We start from the raw sequence: 15,064 nt of genomic DNA on the forward strand, positions 1-15,064 counted from the left end.
CAAGCCGTACGCAATTGCTCCCGGGCGCTCACGCAGGTCACGACAGTCGTAGGAGCCGCCGCCCCGGTCCTTACGCCACTCGTCGAGGCACCGCCCACACCCCCGGCCGCGCCGGACGCCCGGCGGACGTCTCCGAGCGCTCATGTTCGGTTTCTGGCACCGTGGGGTACGACGCGCTGCGTCACCGGATGTCCGGTACGCCTAGACGAAGGGGGTTCAGGTGGAATTCACGCTGTCGACCCGCCGGGAGGGGGCCGGCACGGTGGTCGAAGTCGCCGGTGACCTCGACATGAGCACCACCCCCCAACTGCGGGAACGGTTACGCGAGGTGGTCGAGGGCGGCGCCCGGGTGGTGGTGGTCGACCTGACCGGCGTCGGGTTCATGGACTCCAGCGGCCTCGGCGCGCTGGTGGTCGCCTACCGTGAACTGCGGGAACGCAACGGCTGGCTGGGGCTGGCCGGGGTGCGCCGGTCGGTCCGCACGGTGTTGTCGATCACCTCGGTCGACCAGGTCATCACCATCTTCGACACGGTGCGCGACGCCGAGGCGGCGGCCCCGGCGGCGTGAGCGTCCTCACCGGGACGGGGCGCTGGCCCGGTCGGTGTCCGCACCGGCCGTGCTGCGGCGCGGCCCGTGGTCGCCGTACCAGTCGATGATCATGAGGGTGGCGTCGTCGGTCAGGTCCGGGCCGGCGGTGGCCAGCACCGCGTCCGACAGCGCCCGGACCGCCTCGCGGGGGTGCAGCGACGCGATGTCGTGCAGGGCGGCGGGCAGGTCGAGATCGGCGGCGTTGCGTTCGCGCATCCCGTCGGTGACCACGACCAGCCGGTCACCGGGCCGCAGGACGATCTCCCCGCTGCGGAACCCCGCCTCGGGAAACATGCCAAGCGGAAAGTTGCCGGGCAGCTCCAGCATCGTGGCCCGGCCGTCGCGGACCAGCATCGGTGGGACGTGCCCGGCGTTGAGCAGCTCGCAGCGCCCGGTGGGCAGGTCGATCCGGCCCAGCACCGCCGTCACGTACGCGCCACGGACGTTGGCGTTCTCGGCGACGGCGCGGTTCGCCTCCTCGGCCTGACCGGTGAGGCCCAACCCCCGGCGGCGGGTGTTGCGCAGGCTGCCCACCCCGAGGGTGGCGGTCAGCGCGCTGGCGACCCCGTGCCCCATCGCGTCGGTGACGCTGACGTGCAGCACGTCCCGGGCCACGCTGTAGTCGAAGGTGTCCCCGCCCACGCTGGCGGCCGGTTCCAACCAGCCGGACAGGGCGAACGCCCCGGCCTCACAGGTGAACGAGGCGGGCAAGCAGCCGACGCTGGATCTCGGCGGAGAGGGTGAACGGGGTGCTGCGCTGCCCCCACTCGAACAGGTCGGTGTGCCGCCGGTTGGCGATCACCACGAACGCCAGCGCGTGCGCGGTACGGGCGACCCGCTCGACCACCTCGGCGTCCGGCTCGGCGGGCAGGTCGATCTCCAGCAGGCCGATGGCCTCGCCACGTTCGGTGACGGGGGCGAGCAGCGTCCACCGCCCGTCGCCGGGAAGCACCCGGGGAACCTGGTGACGTACCACCTGCTCGTAGGGGCCGCCGTCGAAGGGCAGCACCTCGGCGAGTTCCTCGCCCTGGCGGCGGCCCGGCCCGGCGACGCCCGGCTGGTGGGTCAGCCGGACCAGGGCCCGACCGCTGAGATCGGCGATCAGCAACGAGACACCGAGCGCGTCCAACGCCGTGGCGATCGCCCCGGTGACCGCCTCGACCGCCTCGACCGGCGCGGCGTCCTCGGCCGACTGCAGCATCTCGGCCAGCACGGCCTGCTCGCTGTCCTCCACCTGTGGAGCATAGGCACTCCCGGTGCCCGCCGCCTCACGGGCGACCGGGCGGCAGCGGTCCCGCCCCGGGCCGCCGTACGGGCGGGGGCCCGGCGGCCACGGCCTGTCGGTCCGGTCAGCGGCGGGCCAGCGCGGACTCCAGCCGGCGGATCAGCGTCGTACGGCCCTTGCCCCGGCGCTCGGCCCGCAGGGCGGCCCGGAGCTGTGCGGTGTCGAGATCGCGGACGTGTTTCGTCGCCTCGGCGACGGTCAGCTCGGTCAGCGAGCCACCGGAGGTGACGCTGCGGCGTGCGCGTTTGGCCGGGCCGGTGTTGGCCACGTACTGCCGGCCGGAGGTCGACGCCCGGCGCTTGCGCACGTCGGTGGCCCGTTGCTGCTGCGGGGAGAGCTGCTTCCACGCCTCGTCGGGCAGGTACCTGTCGGTCTCGCCGTCGTGCCGGGCCCGGGTGGTGCCCCGTCTGGTCCGCCACTTCTGGTCCCCCCAGCGGCGCAGGGACTGCTGCCGCTCGTCCCGTGGGCCCTGGTAGCCGCCGCCGCGCTGCTGGTACTCGCGGGTCAGCAGCTGCGACTTGCGGGCCGACCACTGGCCCGGTCGTCCGCCCCGGTCGCCGGCCCGGATCTCCTCCTTGAGCTGCTCGCGCAGCTCGGGTTTCGTGTAGCGCGCCATGGGCGCGGATTACCCGTGGTCGCCCGCCGTACTCACCCGTCGGTGAGCCGGCCGCGCAGGGTGGCCAGCGCCCGGCTGATCAGCCGGGAGACGTGCATCTGGGAGATGCCGACCCGGTCGGCGATCTCCGACTGGGTCAGGTTACCGTGGAACCGCAGGGTCAGGATCAGGCGTTCCCGTTCCGGCAGGGCGGCGAGGGCCGGGCCGAGGGCGACGTGGATCTCGACGAGTTCGAGGTCGTGGTCCTCGGTGCCGAGGGTGTCGGCGAGTTCCATGCCGCCGTCGGTGCCGATGGGGGTGGACAGCGAGGTCGCCCGGTAGGCGCAGGCCCCCTCCAGCCCCTCCAGGACGGTCTCCTCGGACAGGTCGAGGTAGCCGGCGATGTCGGCGACGGTCGGCGACCGCCCCAGCGTGTGGGCGAGGGTGCCGTTCGCCTCGCTGATCGCCAGGCGCAGCTCCTGGAGCCGGCGGGGGACCCGCACCGACCAGGTGCGGTCCCGGAAGTACCGCTTGATCTCACCGATGACGGTGGGCACGGCGTACCCGGTGAAGGCGACGCCCCGGGCCGGGTCGAAGTGGTCGACCGCCTTGATCAGCCCGACCGCCGCGGTCTGGGTGAGGTCGTCGTCCTGGACGCCGCGCCCGGCGTAGCGGCGGGCCAGGTGCCGGGCGAGCGGCAGCCACGCCTCGATGGCGCGGGCCCGCAGCGCGGGGCGACGCGGATCGTCGACAGGCAGGGCGGCCATCGTGGCCACCAGGTCGTCGGCGGCGGTGCCGTCCGGGGCGAGGATCGGTTCGGAGGTGCTGAGCATGCTGGACCTTCCGCAGGTGCCCGCTGATCGGAGGCGACGCATCGGCTGACGCCGGAGCACGCGGACGGGCTGCGCGCTGTCGCAGGGTCACGATCACGGGCATGGTCACCGCGTCATGTAATCCATTCGTTGGACGCGACGCTACCCGAACGAATGGTGAATTGCCAGCCGAACGGTGGATGTTGGGCTGGCGGGCCGCCCGACGTCCCGGTCACCTGCGGAACGCCTCCCGCCGGCACGCCGTCATCTTGGGCGACTGGAAGTCACCGTTCGGGCCGACCTCGGTGATGCCGAACTCGCCGTCCTCGTCGGGCGCGGTCAGCCGGTAACCGGCCTGCTTGGCGCACCGGTACCACTCGCGCTGGTTGTCCCGGAACGCCGCGTTGTCCGTACGCTTCTGGCGCTCCTCGAAGAACTCCGGCTCCGTCGACCGGCACGCCGCCCGTACCCGCCTCGCCTTCGGGTCGTTCTGGCTCTCCTTCCAGATCACGCTCCGGCCGTCCTCGTAGCCGGGGCCGCCCTCCTTCGCCACACACCGTCCCCAGGCCGCCCGCAGCGCCTCGATCTCGTCGTTCGTGGCGTCGAGGGGGATCAGCGGACGCTGGTCCTCCACGTCGGCGGGACCGGTGGCACGGGCGGTCGGACTCTGCACCGAGGCCACCCGTGAGCCGTCGGCCCGGTCGTCCGTCGGGGCGGCGGAACAACCGGCGAGCAGACAACCGACCACCAGCGCCGGTAGGGCGGAGCGACGGGCCGTGGTGAGAAACGTGTGCGACATGCTGCCCACGGTCGGGGCGTGATGTCAGGAACCCGTGTGGATTCGCCGATCCTGACAGGTTTCTGAAGAACCGTCGCCATGCTCGCGGCGTGTCAACAGAACAGTCACCAGCGCAGAGCCCACCGCGCCGTACCCGTCGACGCGTCGTCGTCCCGGCCGTGCTGACCCTGGTGGTGGCGGTCGTCGCCAGCGGCGTCGTCTGGTCCGTCCACCGTGCTCCGGCCACCACCGGCGGGGACCCGCCGGTCCCGGTGCAGACCACCACCGTCGTGCGGACCGACCTCGCCACCACCGTGTCGCTGACCGGCACCCTCGGGTACGGGCGGCCGGAGCCGGTGAAGGGTGGCCGCAGCGGGACGGTCACCTGGCTGCCGCCGGCCGGCGCGACGGTCACCCGGGGCAAACAGCTCTACCGGATCGACGACCAGCCGGTGCCGCTGTTCTACGGCGGCCTGCCGCTCTACCGCGATCTGGCCGAACCCGGCACGGTCGGCCGCGACGTGCGGATCGTCGCCACCAACCTCAAGGCGCTGGGGTACGAGATCGGCTACCAGCCCGTACCGGGGGAGAAGGTCTCCCGGCCGGTGAAGTCCGGCACCTCCGCACCGCCCGCCGGGCAGCAGAAGGCGGCACCGGAGCCGGACAGGGGCACGTCCGGCCAGGGTGCTGCCGCGGCACCCACGCCGACGGCTGCCGCCCCGGCCCGGGTCGTCGTCCGCAAGGGCGAGGGGGTGCTGACCGGCTCGCTGATGCGGGCCATCAAGCGCTGGCAGCAGGACGCCGAACTGCCGGTGACCGGCCGGATCGCCGTCGGCGACGTGGCCGTGCTGCCCGGCGCGGTCCGGGTCGACGCCGTCACCGCGCTGCGCGGGGACCCCGCCGAGACGCCGCTGTTGACCGTCACGCCGACCGCGAAGGTGATCACCGTCCAGGCCGACGTGGCCGAGGCCGGCACGATCCGGCGGGGCGACCGGGTGACGGTGACGCTGCCGGGCGACAAGACCGTCGACGGCACCGTCTCGGCGGTCGCCACCGCCGTCACCCAGGACGACGCCCCCGGCCCGACCGCCACGCCGAAGCGGGCCGTCACGGTGACCGTGGACGACGACCTGACCGGGATCGACGCCGCCGACGTGCAGGTCGACCTGGCCGGCGAGACCCGGGAGGGCGTCCTCGCCGTACCGGTCGGCGCGCTGGTGGCGCTCAGCGAGGGCGGCTACGCGCTGCAACTGGCCGACGGTGGACGGTTCGTCGCCGTCACCACCGGCATGTTCGCCAAGGGGATGGTCGAGGTCTCCGGCGACGGGATCACCGAGGACCTCGCGGTGGTGACCGCCTCGTGACCGTGCTGGCCGTACGCGACGCCGCCATGCGCTATCCGGGCGGGGTCACCGCCCTCGCCGGCGTCTCGCTCGACATCACCGAGGGCGAGATGCTGGCCATCGTCGGCCCGTCCGGCTCCGGCAAGTCGACCCTGCTGCACATCATGGGCACGCTGGACCGGCCGACCTCCGGCACGGTGCACCTCGGCGGCCTCGACGTCGCCGGGCTCTCCGACCGGCAGTTGTCCGCGCTGCGCGGGCGCTGGCTGGGCTTCGTCTTCCAGCAGTTCCACCTCACCGCCGGGCTCACCGCCGCCGAGAACGTCGCCACCGGCCTGCTCTACGCCGGGGTGCCCCGCCGGGACCGCCGACCGCTGGCCCTCGCGGCGCTGGACCGGGTCGGCCTGGCGCACCGCGTCACCCACCTGCCGCACCAGCTCTCCGGCGGGGAACGGCAGCGGGTGGCGATCGCCCGAGCCCTGGTCCACCAGCCGGCGTTGCTGCTCGCCGACGAACCCACCGGCGCGCTGGACACCCGTACCGGCCAGGCCGTCCTGGAGTTGCTGTACCGGCTGCACGCCGAGGGCACCACCATCGCCGTGATCACCCACGACCGGGACATCGCCGCCCGCCTGCCCCGCCGGGTGGAGCTGCGCGACGGCCACCTGGTCGCCGACTCCGGCCGGGTGGTGACGCCCCGATGAGCACACCCACCACCGGGGGTACGCCCCACCGCGCGCATCCGGGCACGGCCCGCGACGCCGCCCGGCCGGTCCGGCTGGCCGTGACCGACCTGCTCGGGCTGGGGCTGCTCGGCATCCGTACCCGGCGCACCCGGGCCGCGCTGTCGGCGCTCGGCATCGCCATCGGGATCGCCACGATGATCGTGGTGACCGGCATCCCCGCCTCCAGCCAGGCCCAGCTGATGCGGGAACTCTCCGCGCTCGGCACGAACATGCTGGAGGTGCGGGCGCTGCCCGACCAGGACCCGCCGGCGCTGCTGCCGACGGAGTCGACCGCCATGGTCCGGCGGGTGGGGCCGGTGACCGGCGTCAGCGCGGTCGCCAACACCCACCGGCTGGTCCGCCGTTCCGACCGTACCGACCCCGACGACGGCTCCGGTCTGACGGTGCTGGCCAGCCGGCTCGACCTGCTCCCGATCATCAACGCCCGGGTCCAGCACGGCAGCTGGCTCACCCCGGCGACGGAGCGCTTCCCCACCGTGGTGCTCGGCGCGGTCGCGGCGGCCCGGCTGGGGGTACTCGACGTGCCCGCCGGGGGTGGGCCCGGCCAGCAGGTGATGATCGGCGACAGGTGGTTCACCGTGGTCGGCATCCTGGCCGCCGTACCGCTGCTGCCGGACATCGACCGGTCGGTGCTGGTCGGCTGGCCGGCCGCGCAGTCCGAGCTGGGCTTCGACGGGCATCCCACGGTGCTCTACATCCGGTCGCTGGAGCCGGCGGTGGAGCAGGTCCGGGCGGTGCTGCCCGAGACGGTCAGCCCGCAGAGCCCGGCCGACGTACTGGTCAGCCGCCCCTCCGACGCGCTGGCCGCGAAGCGCGCCACCGAGAACGCCTTCTCGTCGCTGTTCCTCGCCCTGGCCGCGGTGGCGCTGCTGGTGGGTGGGATCGGGGTGGCCAACACGATGGTCATCTCGGTGCTGGAACGACGGGCCGAGATCGGCCTGCGCCGTGCGCTCGGCGCGCACCGGGGCCAGATCCGTGGCCAGTTCCTCACCGAGTCGGTGGCCCTGGCGTCGCTGGGCGGGATCGTCGGGACGCTGCTCGGGCTGGCCGTCACCGCCGGCTACGCCGCGTACCACCAGTGGCCGGTGGTGATCCCGCTCGCCTCGACGCTGGCCGGGCTGGGCGGCGCGGCGGTGGTGGGCGTGGTGGCCGGCGTCTATCCGTCGATGCGGGCCGCCGCCCTGCCGCCGACCGAGGCGCTCGCCAGCGTCTGAGCCGGGTCGGCGGCGGGTCCGGTGCGGCGGGTCCGGCGTACGGGCCGGACCCGCCGCCGGTCGGGCGTCCGTCCCGACCGGCGGGTGCCGCGGGTGGCTGCGGGTTCGCCCGCGTCCTGCCGGCCGGCGTTAACGGTCACATGCGTCGGCCGGGCCAGATCCAGAAAGTTGCGACCTGCGCGGACCGATAGTTTCGAGAACGGCTGTCGGTTCCGGGGCCGGTCGACCCGTCCCGGTGCGGGCAGGCCCCCGGTCGTCGGAGGGTCGGTCGAGGGTCTGTCCGGTGCTCGCCGATCCGCTGGCGGTGCTCCCCGACAAGGCTGCTGACCAGTGAGGACGGTGCGGCCGGGGCGGCGGTGGGCGGGTCGTCGCGGGTCGACCGGGTCCGGCGCACCGGGTCGATCGGCCGGGGCGCGGAGGTCGCGTCGTGGTGCGTCGACACACCCGATCCGGCAGCCGGCAGCGCCCGTCCGGTTGAGTATGTTATCGATAACCTGCTATCTTTCGGCCGGGAGCGAAGGGCACGCTTCCCGTCGTCCCAGTCCGTCGGCAGCGGCACACGAGGGCACCCCTCGCGCCGCCCTGCCGGTCGACGACCAAGTCCGGGCCGCTCCACCGAGCCGTCGTGCCGTCCGCGCCGAACGGGCGCGTCCGCCCACCCGAGTCGCCCCGCCGGGCGAGGAGACGGGTGCGGGTCCCTCTCCGCATCCCGCCGTCCCCGCCGGGCACCGCCGGGTCGACTCCGCGTACCCACCACCGGGACACCAGACCCATGGCAAGGAGCCAAGCAATGGTCAGACACAGACACCTACTCCCGACCATCGCCGCCGCGGCCGTCCTGCTCGCGGCGACCGTCGGCGGCGCGCTGAACGGCGGCCTCTCCGCGACGGCGGAGGCGGCGACGAACGGCACCCTGGCGGCGACGGCGGGCTGCGGCAAGGCCCCCACGTTGAGCAACGGGACGCGCACGATCACCAGCAGCGGCCAGAACCGCAGCTACATCCTGCGGATCCCGGACGGCTACGACCGCAACCGCCAGTACCGGCTGGTCGTCGGCTTCCACTGGTTGAACGGCTCGGCGCAGAACGTCTCCTCGGCCGGCTACTACGGCCTGCTGCCGCTGTCGAACAACAGCACGATCTTCGTCGCCCCGCAGGGCATCGACGCCGGGTGGGCCAACACCAACGGCCGGGACCTGACCCTCTTCGACGACATCCTCCGCCAGGTCGAGAACGACCTGTGCGTCGACACCAGCCAGCGGTTCGTGCTGGGCTGGAGCTACGGCGGCGCGATGAGCTACGCGGTGGCCTGCGCCCGCCCCACCGTCGTGCGCGCGGTCGCCGTGCTGTCCGGCGCGCAGCTCAGCGGCTGCAACGGCGGCACCCAGCCGGTGCCGTACTTCGGCATCCACGGCACCCACGACAGCGTGCTGAACATCTCGATGGGACGGTCGCTGCGCGACACGTTCGTCCGGAACAACGGGTGCACCGCACAGAGCCCGCGCGAGCCGGCCCTGAACAGCTTCACCCACATCACCACCACCTACTCGGGCTGCCGTTCCGGCTTCCCGGTGCAGTGGGCCGCGTTCGACGGTGACCACACCCCCAGCCCGGTCGACGGGTCGGGCACCCCCAACGACTCGCGGACCTGGACGTCGGGGGAGATCTGGCGCTTCTTCAGCCAGTTCCAGTCCACCACGCCGCCGACCACGGCCCCGCCGACCACCGCTCCGCCGACGACCCCGCCGCCCACCACCGCCCCGCCGACCACTCCTCCGCCGACCACGCCCCCGCCCACCAGCGGGCCCGGCGGCTGCACGGCCACCTACAAGGCGGTCAACAGCTGGCCCGGCGGTTTCCAGGGTGAGGTCACCGTGGCCAACACCAGCTCCGGCGCGATCACCGGCTGGGCCGTGGGCCTGAGCCTGGGCAGCGGCCAGGCGATCAGCAGCGTCTGGAACGGCGTCAACAGCGGCACCACAGGCAACGTCACCGTCCGCAACGCCGACTACAACGGCGCGCTGGCGCCCAACGGGTCGACCACCTTCGGGTTCACCGCCACCGGCAACGGCACCCCGCCGCCCGGCAACGTCACCTGCGCCATCTCCTGACCGCGGACGCCCTCAAGGGCCCGGAGCCACCCGGCTCCGGGCCCGCCGTCCGTTCCGGGTCCGGTCGGTGTCGCGGACGTGCCGTCCGGGCGGGGCTTATTGCCAAGATCTGGCAACTACGCGATAGTGGCAGTAGTGGCGGGTACCCGGGCCTGCGATGATCCGAGCTGGCCCGAGTGCCCGCCCCTGCGTCGATCCACGACCCGAGGGAGCTGCCGGTGGGACCCAGGCGCACGGACGCGATCCCGTCGGAGCACCCCACGTCCCGGTCCGTACGCGTGCCGGCGTTGCTCGGCGTCGTCCTGGCCGTCGTCGCCGGCTGTGCCTCCCCGACGCCGTCGTCGACCGGCCGCACCGGGAACGGCCCGGTCGTGGTGGCCACGGCGGGTGAGCCCGACACCCTCAACCCGGTGCTCAACTACGGCCCCGACGGCGCGTCACTGATCTTCGACGGACTGGTCGCCCGGGACGCCCGCAACCAGCTCGTGCCCGCCCTGGCGCGGCAACTGCCGACGGTGTCGGCGGACGGCCGGACGGTCACGGCCACCCTGCGCGAGGGGGTGCTGTTCCACGACGGCAGCCCACTCACCGCCGAGGACGTCGTCTTCACCTACCAGGCGGTGCTGGACCCGAAGGTCGACTCGACGCTCCGCTCCGACCTCGACATGCTCGCCTCCGTCGCCGCCCCCGACCCGGCCACCGTGGTCTTCACCCTGAAACACCCGTACGCCCCGTTCGTGCAGCGGCTGGCGCTGGGCATCGTGCCGGCGAAGGCGTTCGCCGGGCAGGACGTCAACCGGGCGGAGTTCAACCGCAGGCCGATCGGCACCGGGCCGTACCGGATGACGTCCTGGACGCCGGGAGACCGGCTGGTGCTGGCGGCGAACGAGCGGTACTGGGGTGGCAAGCCGGCGAACCCGGGCGTGGTGGTCGCGTTCGTCGCCGACGACAACGTCCGCGCACAGCGGATGCGGGCCGGCGAGTTCGACGCGGCCGAACTGCCGCCGAAGCTGGCGACCGGATTCGACGGCCAGCGCGGTCACCAGGTGCGCAAGGTCCCCACCGCCGACTACCGGGGCGTGATGCTGCCCCTGGGCAACCCCGTCCTGGGCGACCTGGCGGTCCGCCGGGCGCTGAGCACGGCGGTGGACCGGCAGGCCATGGTGACCGGGGTGCTCGGCGGGGCGGGGGAGCCGGCGTTCGGCCCGGTGCCGCCCACCTCCGAGTTCGCCGAGCCGTCGGTCACCGGACGGCCCACCGCCGACCGGGCCGCCGCCACCGCCATCCTCGACGCCGCCGGCTGGACCCCCGGCCCGGACGGCATCCGCGCCAAGGCCGGGCGGCAGGCCGCGTTCACGCTGATGTACCCGGCCACCGACAGCCTGCGCAAGGAACTGGCCCTGGCGGTCACCGCCGACGCCAGGAAGATCGGCGTCGCGGTCACCCCGCAGGGCCTCACCTGGGACGCGATCACCCCCCGGATGGGGACCGACGCGCTGGTCATGGGGTACGGCACGCCGTACGACCCGGACTTCGTCTCGTTCAAACTGTTCGGATCGACCTTCGCCGGGCAGGGCTTCTTCAACCCCGGCTCCTACCGGTCCGCCACCGTCGACGCCGCCCTACAGGCCGGCCGGGACACCGCCGACCCGGCCGCCCGACGGGCCGCGTACGCCACCTTCCAGAAGCAGCTCGCCGCCGACGTGCCGTGGGTGTTCCTCACCTACCTGCAACACACCTACGTGGTGCGCGACACCGTGACCGGGGTGACGCCCCGGGTCGAGCCGCACGAGCACGACGTCGCCAACAGCATCTGGTGGAACGTGCACACCTGGGAGAAGACGTCGTGACGGCACCGGCCCCACCACCGGTCCGCCGTCGACGGCTCGCCGGGGCCGGGGTCATGATCCGCCGCCGGCTGCTGGTCGCCGTACCGGTGCTCGCCGCGACCAGCATGGGCATGTTCGCCCTCGGCGCGGCCTCCCCGATCGACCCGGCCCAGCAGTACGCGGGCGCGGCGGCCTTCACCACCAGCCAGGAGAACCTCGACCAGCTCCGCGCGAACTGGGGCGTCGACGACCCGCTGCCGGTGCAGTACGCCCGCTGGGTGGGCAACCTGCTGCGCGGCGACCTCGGCTGGTCCACCAGCCGCCACGAACCGGTCACCTCCGTGCTGGCCGCCCGCGCCGGCTGGACCCTGCTGCTCGTCGGCCTCGCCCTCGCCCTCGTCCTGCTGACGAGCGTGCTGCTGGGCACCCTCGCCGCGTACCGGCGCGGTGGTGTCTTCGACCGCGCCCTGCGGTCCGTCGCGTACGCCGTGCAGTCGATGCCGGTGTTCTGGCTCGGGCTCGCCGCGATCGCCGTGTTCGCCCTCACCCTGGGCTGGCTGCCCGCCGGTGGGCTCACCGACCTCACCGCGACCGGCACCGACCCGGCCGACGTGGCCCGGCACCTGGTGCTGCCGGTGACCGTGCTGGCGATCTCCCAGACGCCGTGGTTCGTGCTGTTCGTCCGGGATGCCGTCGCCGAGAGCCTGCGCGACGACCACGTGCTGGCCGCCCGCGCCCGGGGGCTGCCCGGCCGTACCGTCCTGTTCGGCCACGCGCTGCGGACGGCGCTGCTGCCCTTCCTCACCCTGGTCGGCACCCACCTGCCCGAACTCGTCGGCGGCGCGGTGCTGGTGGAGACCGTGTACTCGCTGCCCGGCCTCGGCGCGGTCACCGTTGCGGCGGCGTTGGGCGCCGACTTCCCGCTGCTGGCCGCCACCACCCTGGCCACCACCGTGGTGGTGCTGGCCGCGAACCTGGCCACCGACCTCGGCTACGCCGCCGCCGACCCCCGGGTACGCCTCGATGACTGACCTCGCCCCACCACCGGCCGCACCACCCGCCCGACGCCTGCCGCCGCGCCGGCCGTCCACCCTGCTGCGGGGCGGACGGGCCGGCGCAGGGGTGGCCGCCGCCGTGCTCGTCGTCGCGGTCGTCGCCTGCCTGGCCGCGCCCCTGCTCTGGCCGCTGGACCAGAGCGCGGTCGACCTCGCCCGGACCCGGCTCGCGCCCTCGCCCTCGCACCTGGCCGGCACCGACGACCTGGGCCGGGACGTGGCCCTGCGCAGCCTCTACGGGCTGCGCGTCTCGCTGCTCGTCGGGGTGGTCGCCGCGCTGGTCGCCACCGTCATCGGTGGTCTCGTCGGCGCGGTCGCCGGCAGCGTCGGTGGGCGCGTCGACCGGGTGCTGATGCGGGTCGTCGACACCGTCGCCGCCCTGCCGCACCTGCTGCTGGGCATCTTCATCGTGGCGATGCTGCGGCCGAGCCTCGGCGCGGTCGTCGCCTCGATCGCGTTGACGCACTGGCTCTCCACCGCCCGCATCGTCCGCTCCGAACTGCTCAGCCTGCGGTCCCGCCCGTTCGTTGACGCCGCGATCTCCGGCGGGGCGAGCCGCGCCCGGGTGCTCACCCGGCACCTGCTGCCGCACGTGCTGCCCCGGCTCGCGCTGGCGACCACGCTGATGGTGCCGCACGCCGTCTGGCACGAGACCGCGCTGTCCTTCCTCGGCCTGGGCCTGCCGCCGCACCTCGCCTCCATCGGCAACATGATCAACGACGGCCAGCGGTCCCTGCTCACCGGCGCGTGGTGGGCCAGCATCGTCCCCGGCCTCGCCCTGGTCGCCGTCACCCTCGCCCTGGCCGTGCTCACCGGCCGCTGGCGGGACCGCCTCGACCCCCGCGTACGGGCGGAGTTGCAGCTGTGACCGCGAGCGCGACCGGCACCGTGCCCACCGCCGCCGGCCGCCGGCCGGCGTTGCTGACCGTCGACGGGCTGACCGTCCGGTTCCGCCTTCCCGACGCCGTCGTGCACGCCGTCACCGACCTGCGCCTCGCCCTGCACCCCGGCGAACTGCTGGCCGTGGTCGGCGAGTCGGGCTGCGGCAAGTCCGTCCTCGCGCACGCCCTGCTCGGCCTGCTGCCCCGCAACGCCACCATCACCGGGCACGCCCACCTGCACCAGGCGGACGGCACCCCGGTCGACCTGGTCGCGGCAGGCGAACGGCACCTCGCCCGGCACGTCCGGGGGCGGGTCGTCGGCCTCGTCCCGCAGAGCCCGGCCACCGCCCTCACCCCGGTGCGCACCGGCCGGCGGCTGCTGGAGGAGACCCTGCGCGCCCACGGGCACCCCCGCCGCAGCGTCGCCGACGCCGCCGGACGGGCCGCCGCCGACGTCGGCCTGCACCCCGCCGACCTCGACCGGTACCCGCACGAGCTGTCCGGGGGGATGGCCCAGCGGCTGGCGACCGCCCTGGCGCTGGCTCCCGACCCGCCGCTGCTGCTCGCCGACGAACCCACCACCGGCCTCGACCGGCCGCTGGTGGAGCACACCCTGGACCTGCTGCGCCGCCGCTGCGACGCCGGGGCCGCCGTCCTGCTCATCACCCACGACCTCGCCGCCGCCCGCCGCGTCGCCGACACCGTCGCCGTCATGTACGCCAGCCGCGTCGTCGAACACCGGCCCACCCCGGACCTGTTCGACAGGCCCGCCCACCCCTACACCGCCGGGCTGCTCGACGCCCTGCCCGACCGGGCGTTCACCCCGGTGCCCGGTCACCCGCCGATGCTCACCGACCTGCCCCACGGCTGCTCGTTCGCCCCGCGCTGCCCCCGGGCCACCGACACCTGCCGCACCCCGCCCCGCCCGGCGGCCGACGGCAGCGGGCAGGTCGCCTGCCACCACCCGCTCACGCCGGGGGCAGCGGCATGACGACCACGGCCGACCATCCGCCCGCCGGGCTCGCCGCGCACCAGGTCACCGTCCACTACGGCCGGCAGCGCGTGCTCGACCGCGTCGACCTGCACGTCGCCCCCGGGGAGACGGTCGGCCTGCGCGGCCCCTCCGGCAGCGGCAAGTCCACCCTCGCCCGGGTGCTGGCCTTCCTGCACGCCCCGGACGGCGGCCGGGTCACCCTCGACGGCGAACCCGTCGCGGGGGTCCGGCACCGGCTGCCCGCCGCCGTACGGACCCGGGTGGCGATCCTGTTCCAGAGCCCCCGCGCCGCCAGCGACCCCCGGTTGAGCCTGGCCGACCTGATCGCCGAACCGTTGCGCGCCACCGGGACACCGGTCGGGCAGGTGACCGCCCGGACGGCCGAACTGGCCGACCTGGTCGGGCTCACCCCCGACCTGCTCACCCGGCGTCCGCACGCGGTCAGCGACGGGCAGCTGCAACGCGCCTGCCTGGCCCGTGCCCTCGTGCACCGCCCCGACCACCTGCTCTGCGACGAGGCCACCGCCATGCTCGACGCCTCCACCCAGGCCCACGTGGCGGCAGTCGTCACCGACTACCAGCGTCGGCACCGCGCGGGCGTGCTGCTGATCACCCACGATCCGGCGCTGCTGGCCCGCTGGGCGACCCGGGTGGTGGACCTGCCGGGGCCGTCGGTGCCCGACGCGACGTCGGCGACCCGGTCCTTGAGCAGGTAGCCGACCCGGCGTCGGTCCCCGCTGTCGAGCAGCGCCGCAGCGTGGTCCGGCAACTATTTGACCGGGCCGTGCAACTCCGCGGGCCGGTGGCTCCGTTCTACCTCCGGCACAAGGAGG

At 74.4% G+C, this 15,064-nt stretch carries 15 protein-coding genes and 1 pseudogene; 10 read left to right on the top strand and 6 right to left on the bottom strand.

The features are described from left to right. Nucleotides 1-220 precede the first annotated feature (220 nt). Nucleotides 221-568 carry an STAS domain-containing protein gene (locus Q2K16_RS24330; RefSeq protein WP_302740429.1) on the top strand — a complete coding sequence of 116 codons (348 nt, stop codon included), beginning with the start codon at nt 221-223 and terminating at the stop codon, nt 566-568. A 6-nt stretch (nt 569-574) separates the two neighbouring features. Here the strand turns inward: Q2K16_RS24330 and Q2K16_RS24335 are convergent, their stop codons facing one another. The 5 genes from Q2K16_RS24335 to Q2K16_RS24355 all read right to left on the bottom strand — a co-directional run bounded on the left by Q2K16_RS24335 (nt 575) and on the right by Q2K16_RS24355 (nt 4,080). Further along, the gene (locus Q2K16_RS24335; protein WP_302740431.1) at nt 575-1,300 is read right to left on the bottom strand and encodes a PP2C family protein-serine/threonine phosphatase; all 726 of its coding nucleotides are present in this window, start codon (nt 1,298-1,300) and stop codon (nt 575-577) included. Then, a complete protein-coding gene (locus Q2K16_RS24340; protein ID WP_302740432.1) occupies nt 1,278-1,823 on the bottom strand; it encodes a hypothetical protein in 546 nt (181 codons plus the stop codon). The genes Q2K16_RS24335 and Q2K16_RS24340 overlap by 23 nt, the downstream gene beginning before the upstream one ends. 115 nt (nt 1,824-1,938) lie before the next feature. Continuing rightward, a complete protein-coding gene (locus tag Q2K16_RS24345; protein ID WP_302740433.1) occupies nt 1,939-2,490 on the bottom strand; it encodes a hypothetical protein in 552 nt (183 codons plus the stop codon). Nucleotides 2,491-2,522: 32 nt separating this feature from the next. Beyond that, nucleotides 2,523-3,302, bottom strand: a complete 780-nt coding sequence (locus Q2K16_RS24350) for a SigB/SigF/SigG family RNA polymerase sigma factor (protein ID WP_302740434.1) — start codon at nt 3,300-3,302, stop codon at nt 2,523-2,525. 211 nt (nt 3,303-3,513) lie between these two features. Next, entirely contained in the window at nt 3,514-4,080 is a 567-nt protein-coding gene (locus tag Q2K16_RS24355) for a hypothetical protein (protein WP_302740436.1), read from the bottom strand. 89 nt (nt 4,081-4,169) lie between these two features. Between Q2K16_RS24355 and Q2K16_RS24360 the strand changes: the two genes are divergently transcribed. The 9 genes from Q2K16_RS24360 (at nt 4,170) to Q2K16_RS24400 (ending at nt 14,947) form a co-directional block, all read left to right on the top strand. Then, nucleotides 4,170-5,423 (top strand): efflux RND transporter periplasmic adaptor subunit, encoded by a 1,254-nt coding sequence (locus tag Q2K16_RS24360; protein ID WP_302740438.1) that lies wholly within the window; start codon nt 4,170-4,172, stop codon nt 5,421-5,423. A gap of 26 nt (nt 5,424-5,449) precedes the next feature. Further along, nucleotides 5,450-6,106, top strand: a complete 657-nt coding sequence (locus Q2K16_RS24365; protein ID WP_088643779.1) for an ABC transporter ATP-binding protein — start codon at nt 5,450-5,452, stop codon at nt 6,104-6,106. Further along, nucleotides 6,103-7,362 carry an ABC transporter permease gene (locus Q2K16_RS24370; protein ID WP_302740440.1) on the top strand — a complete coding sequence of 420 codons (1,260 nt, stop codon included), beginning with the start codon at nt 6,103-6,105 and terminating at the stop codon, nt 7,360-7,362. Before Q2K16_RS24365 ends, Q2K16_RS24370 begins: the two co-directional genes overlap by 4 nt. Nucleotides 7,363-8,152: 790 nt before the next feature. Continuing rightward, a complete protein-coding gene (locus tag Q2K16_RS24375) occupies nt 8,153-9,472 on the top strand; it encodes a cellulose binding domain-containing protein (protein ID WP_302740441.1) in 1,320 nt (439 codons plus the stop codon). A gap of 218 nt (nt 9,473-9,690) precedes the next feature. Continuing rightward, a complete protein-coding gene (locus Q2K16_RS24380; RefSeq protein WP_302740443.1) occupies nt 9,691-11,322 on the top strand; it encodes an ABC transporter substrate-binding protein in 1,632 nt (543 codons plus the stop codon). Then, nucleotides 11,319-12,332: an ABC transporter permease gene (locus tag Q2K16_RS24385; RefSeq protein ID WP_302740445.1), complete on the top strand. Its 1,014-nt coding sequence runs from the start codon at nt 11,319-11,321 to the stop codon at nt 12,330-12,332. The genes Q2K16_RS24380 and Q2K16_RS24385 overlap by 4 nt, the downstream gene beginning before the upstream one ends. Continuing rightward, nucleotides 12,325-13,224 carry an ABC transporter permease gene (locus Q2K16_RS24390; protein WP_302740447.1) on the top strand — a complete coding sequence of 300 codons (900 nt, stop codon included), beginning with the start codon at nt 12,325-12,327 and terminating at the stop codon, nt 13,222-13,224. The genes Q2K16_RS24385 and Q2K16_RS24390 overlap by 8 nt, the downstream gene beginning before the upstream one ends. Further along, nucleotides 13,221-14,228 (top strand): ABC transporter ATP-binding protein, encoded by a 1,008-nt coding sequence (locus tag Q2K16_RS24395; RefSeq protein ID WP_302740448.1) that lies wholly within the window; start codon nt 13,221-13,223, stop codon nt 14,226-14,228. Before Q2K16_RS24390 ends, Q2K16_RS24395 begins: the two co-directional genes overlap by 4 nt. Then, a complete protein-coding gene (locus Q2K16_RS24400) occupies nt 14,225-14,947 on the top strand; it encodes an ABC transporter ATP-binding protein (RefSeq protein ID WP_302740449.1) in 723 nt (240 codons plus the stop codon). Before Q2K16_RS24395 ends, Q2K16_RS24400 begins: the two co-directional genes overlap by 4 nt. Here Q2K16_RS24400 and Q2K16_RS24405 read toward each other — a convergent pair. Continuing rightward, nucleotides 14,914-14,994 (bottom strand): annotated as a pseudogene (locus tag Q2K16_RS24405) (DNA-binding response regulator); the annotation flags it as partial. The gene Q2K16_RS24400 and the pseudogene Q2K16_RS24405 sit on opposite strands and share 34 nt — an antisense overlap. Between the last annotated feature and the right edge of the window lie 70 nt (nt 14,995-15,064).

Origin of the sequence: Micromonospora cynarisoli (genome assembly GCF_030518815.1) — a bacterium.
In the GTDB taxonomy this organism is placed as follows: Bacteria; Actinomycetota; Actinomycetes; order Mycobacteriales; family Micromonosporaceae; genus Micromonospora; species Micromonospora wenchangensis.

Coding starts and splice junctions, on each gene's coding strand:
- Q2K16_RS24350 (WP_302740434.1), bottom strand. CDS start 3,302: ATGCTCAGCACCTCCGAACCGATCCTCGCCCCGGACGGCACCGCCGCC.
- Q2K16_RS24365 (WP_088643779.1), top strand. CDS start 5,450: ATGCGCTATCCGGGCGGGGTCACCGCCCTCGCCGGCGTCTCGCTCGAC.
- Q2K16_RS24390 (WP_302740447.1), top strand. CDS start 12,325: ATGACTGACCTCGCCCCACCACCGGCCGCACCACCCGCCCGACGCCTG.
- Q2K16_RS24370 (WP_302740440.1), top strand. CDS start 6,103: ATGAGCACACCCACCACCGGGGGTACGCCCCACCGCGCGCATCCGGGC.
- Q2K16_RS24345 (WP_302740433.1), bottom strand. CDS start 2,490: ATGGCGCGCTACACGAAACCCGAGCTGCGCGAGCAGCTCAAGGAGGAG.
- Q2K16_RS24375 (WP_302740441.1), top strand. CDS start 8,153: ATGGTCAGACACAGACACCTACTCCCGACCATCGCCGCCGCGGCCGTC.
- Q2K16_RS24355 (WP_302740436.1), bottom strand. CDS start 4,080: ATGTCGCACACGTTTCTCACCACGGCCCGTCGCTCCGCCCTACCGGCG.
- Q2K16_RS24400 (WP_302740449.1), top strand. CDS start 14,225: ATGACGACCACGGCCGACCATCCGCCCGCCGGGCTCGCCGCGCACCAG.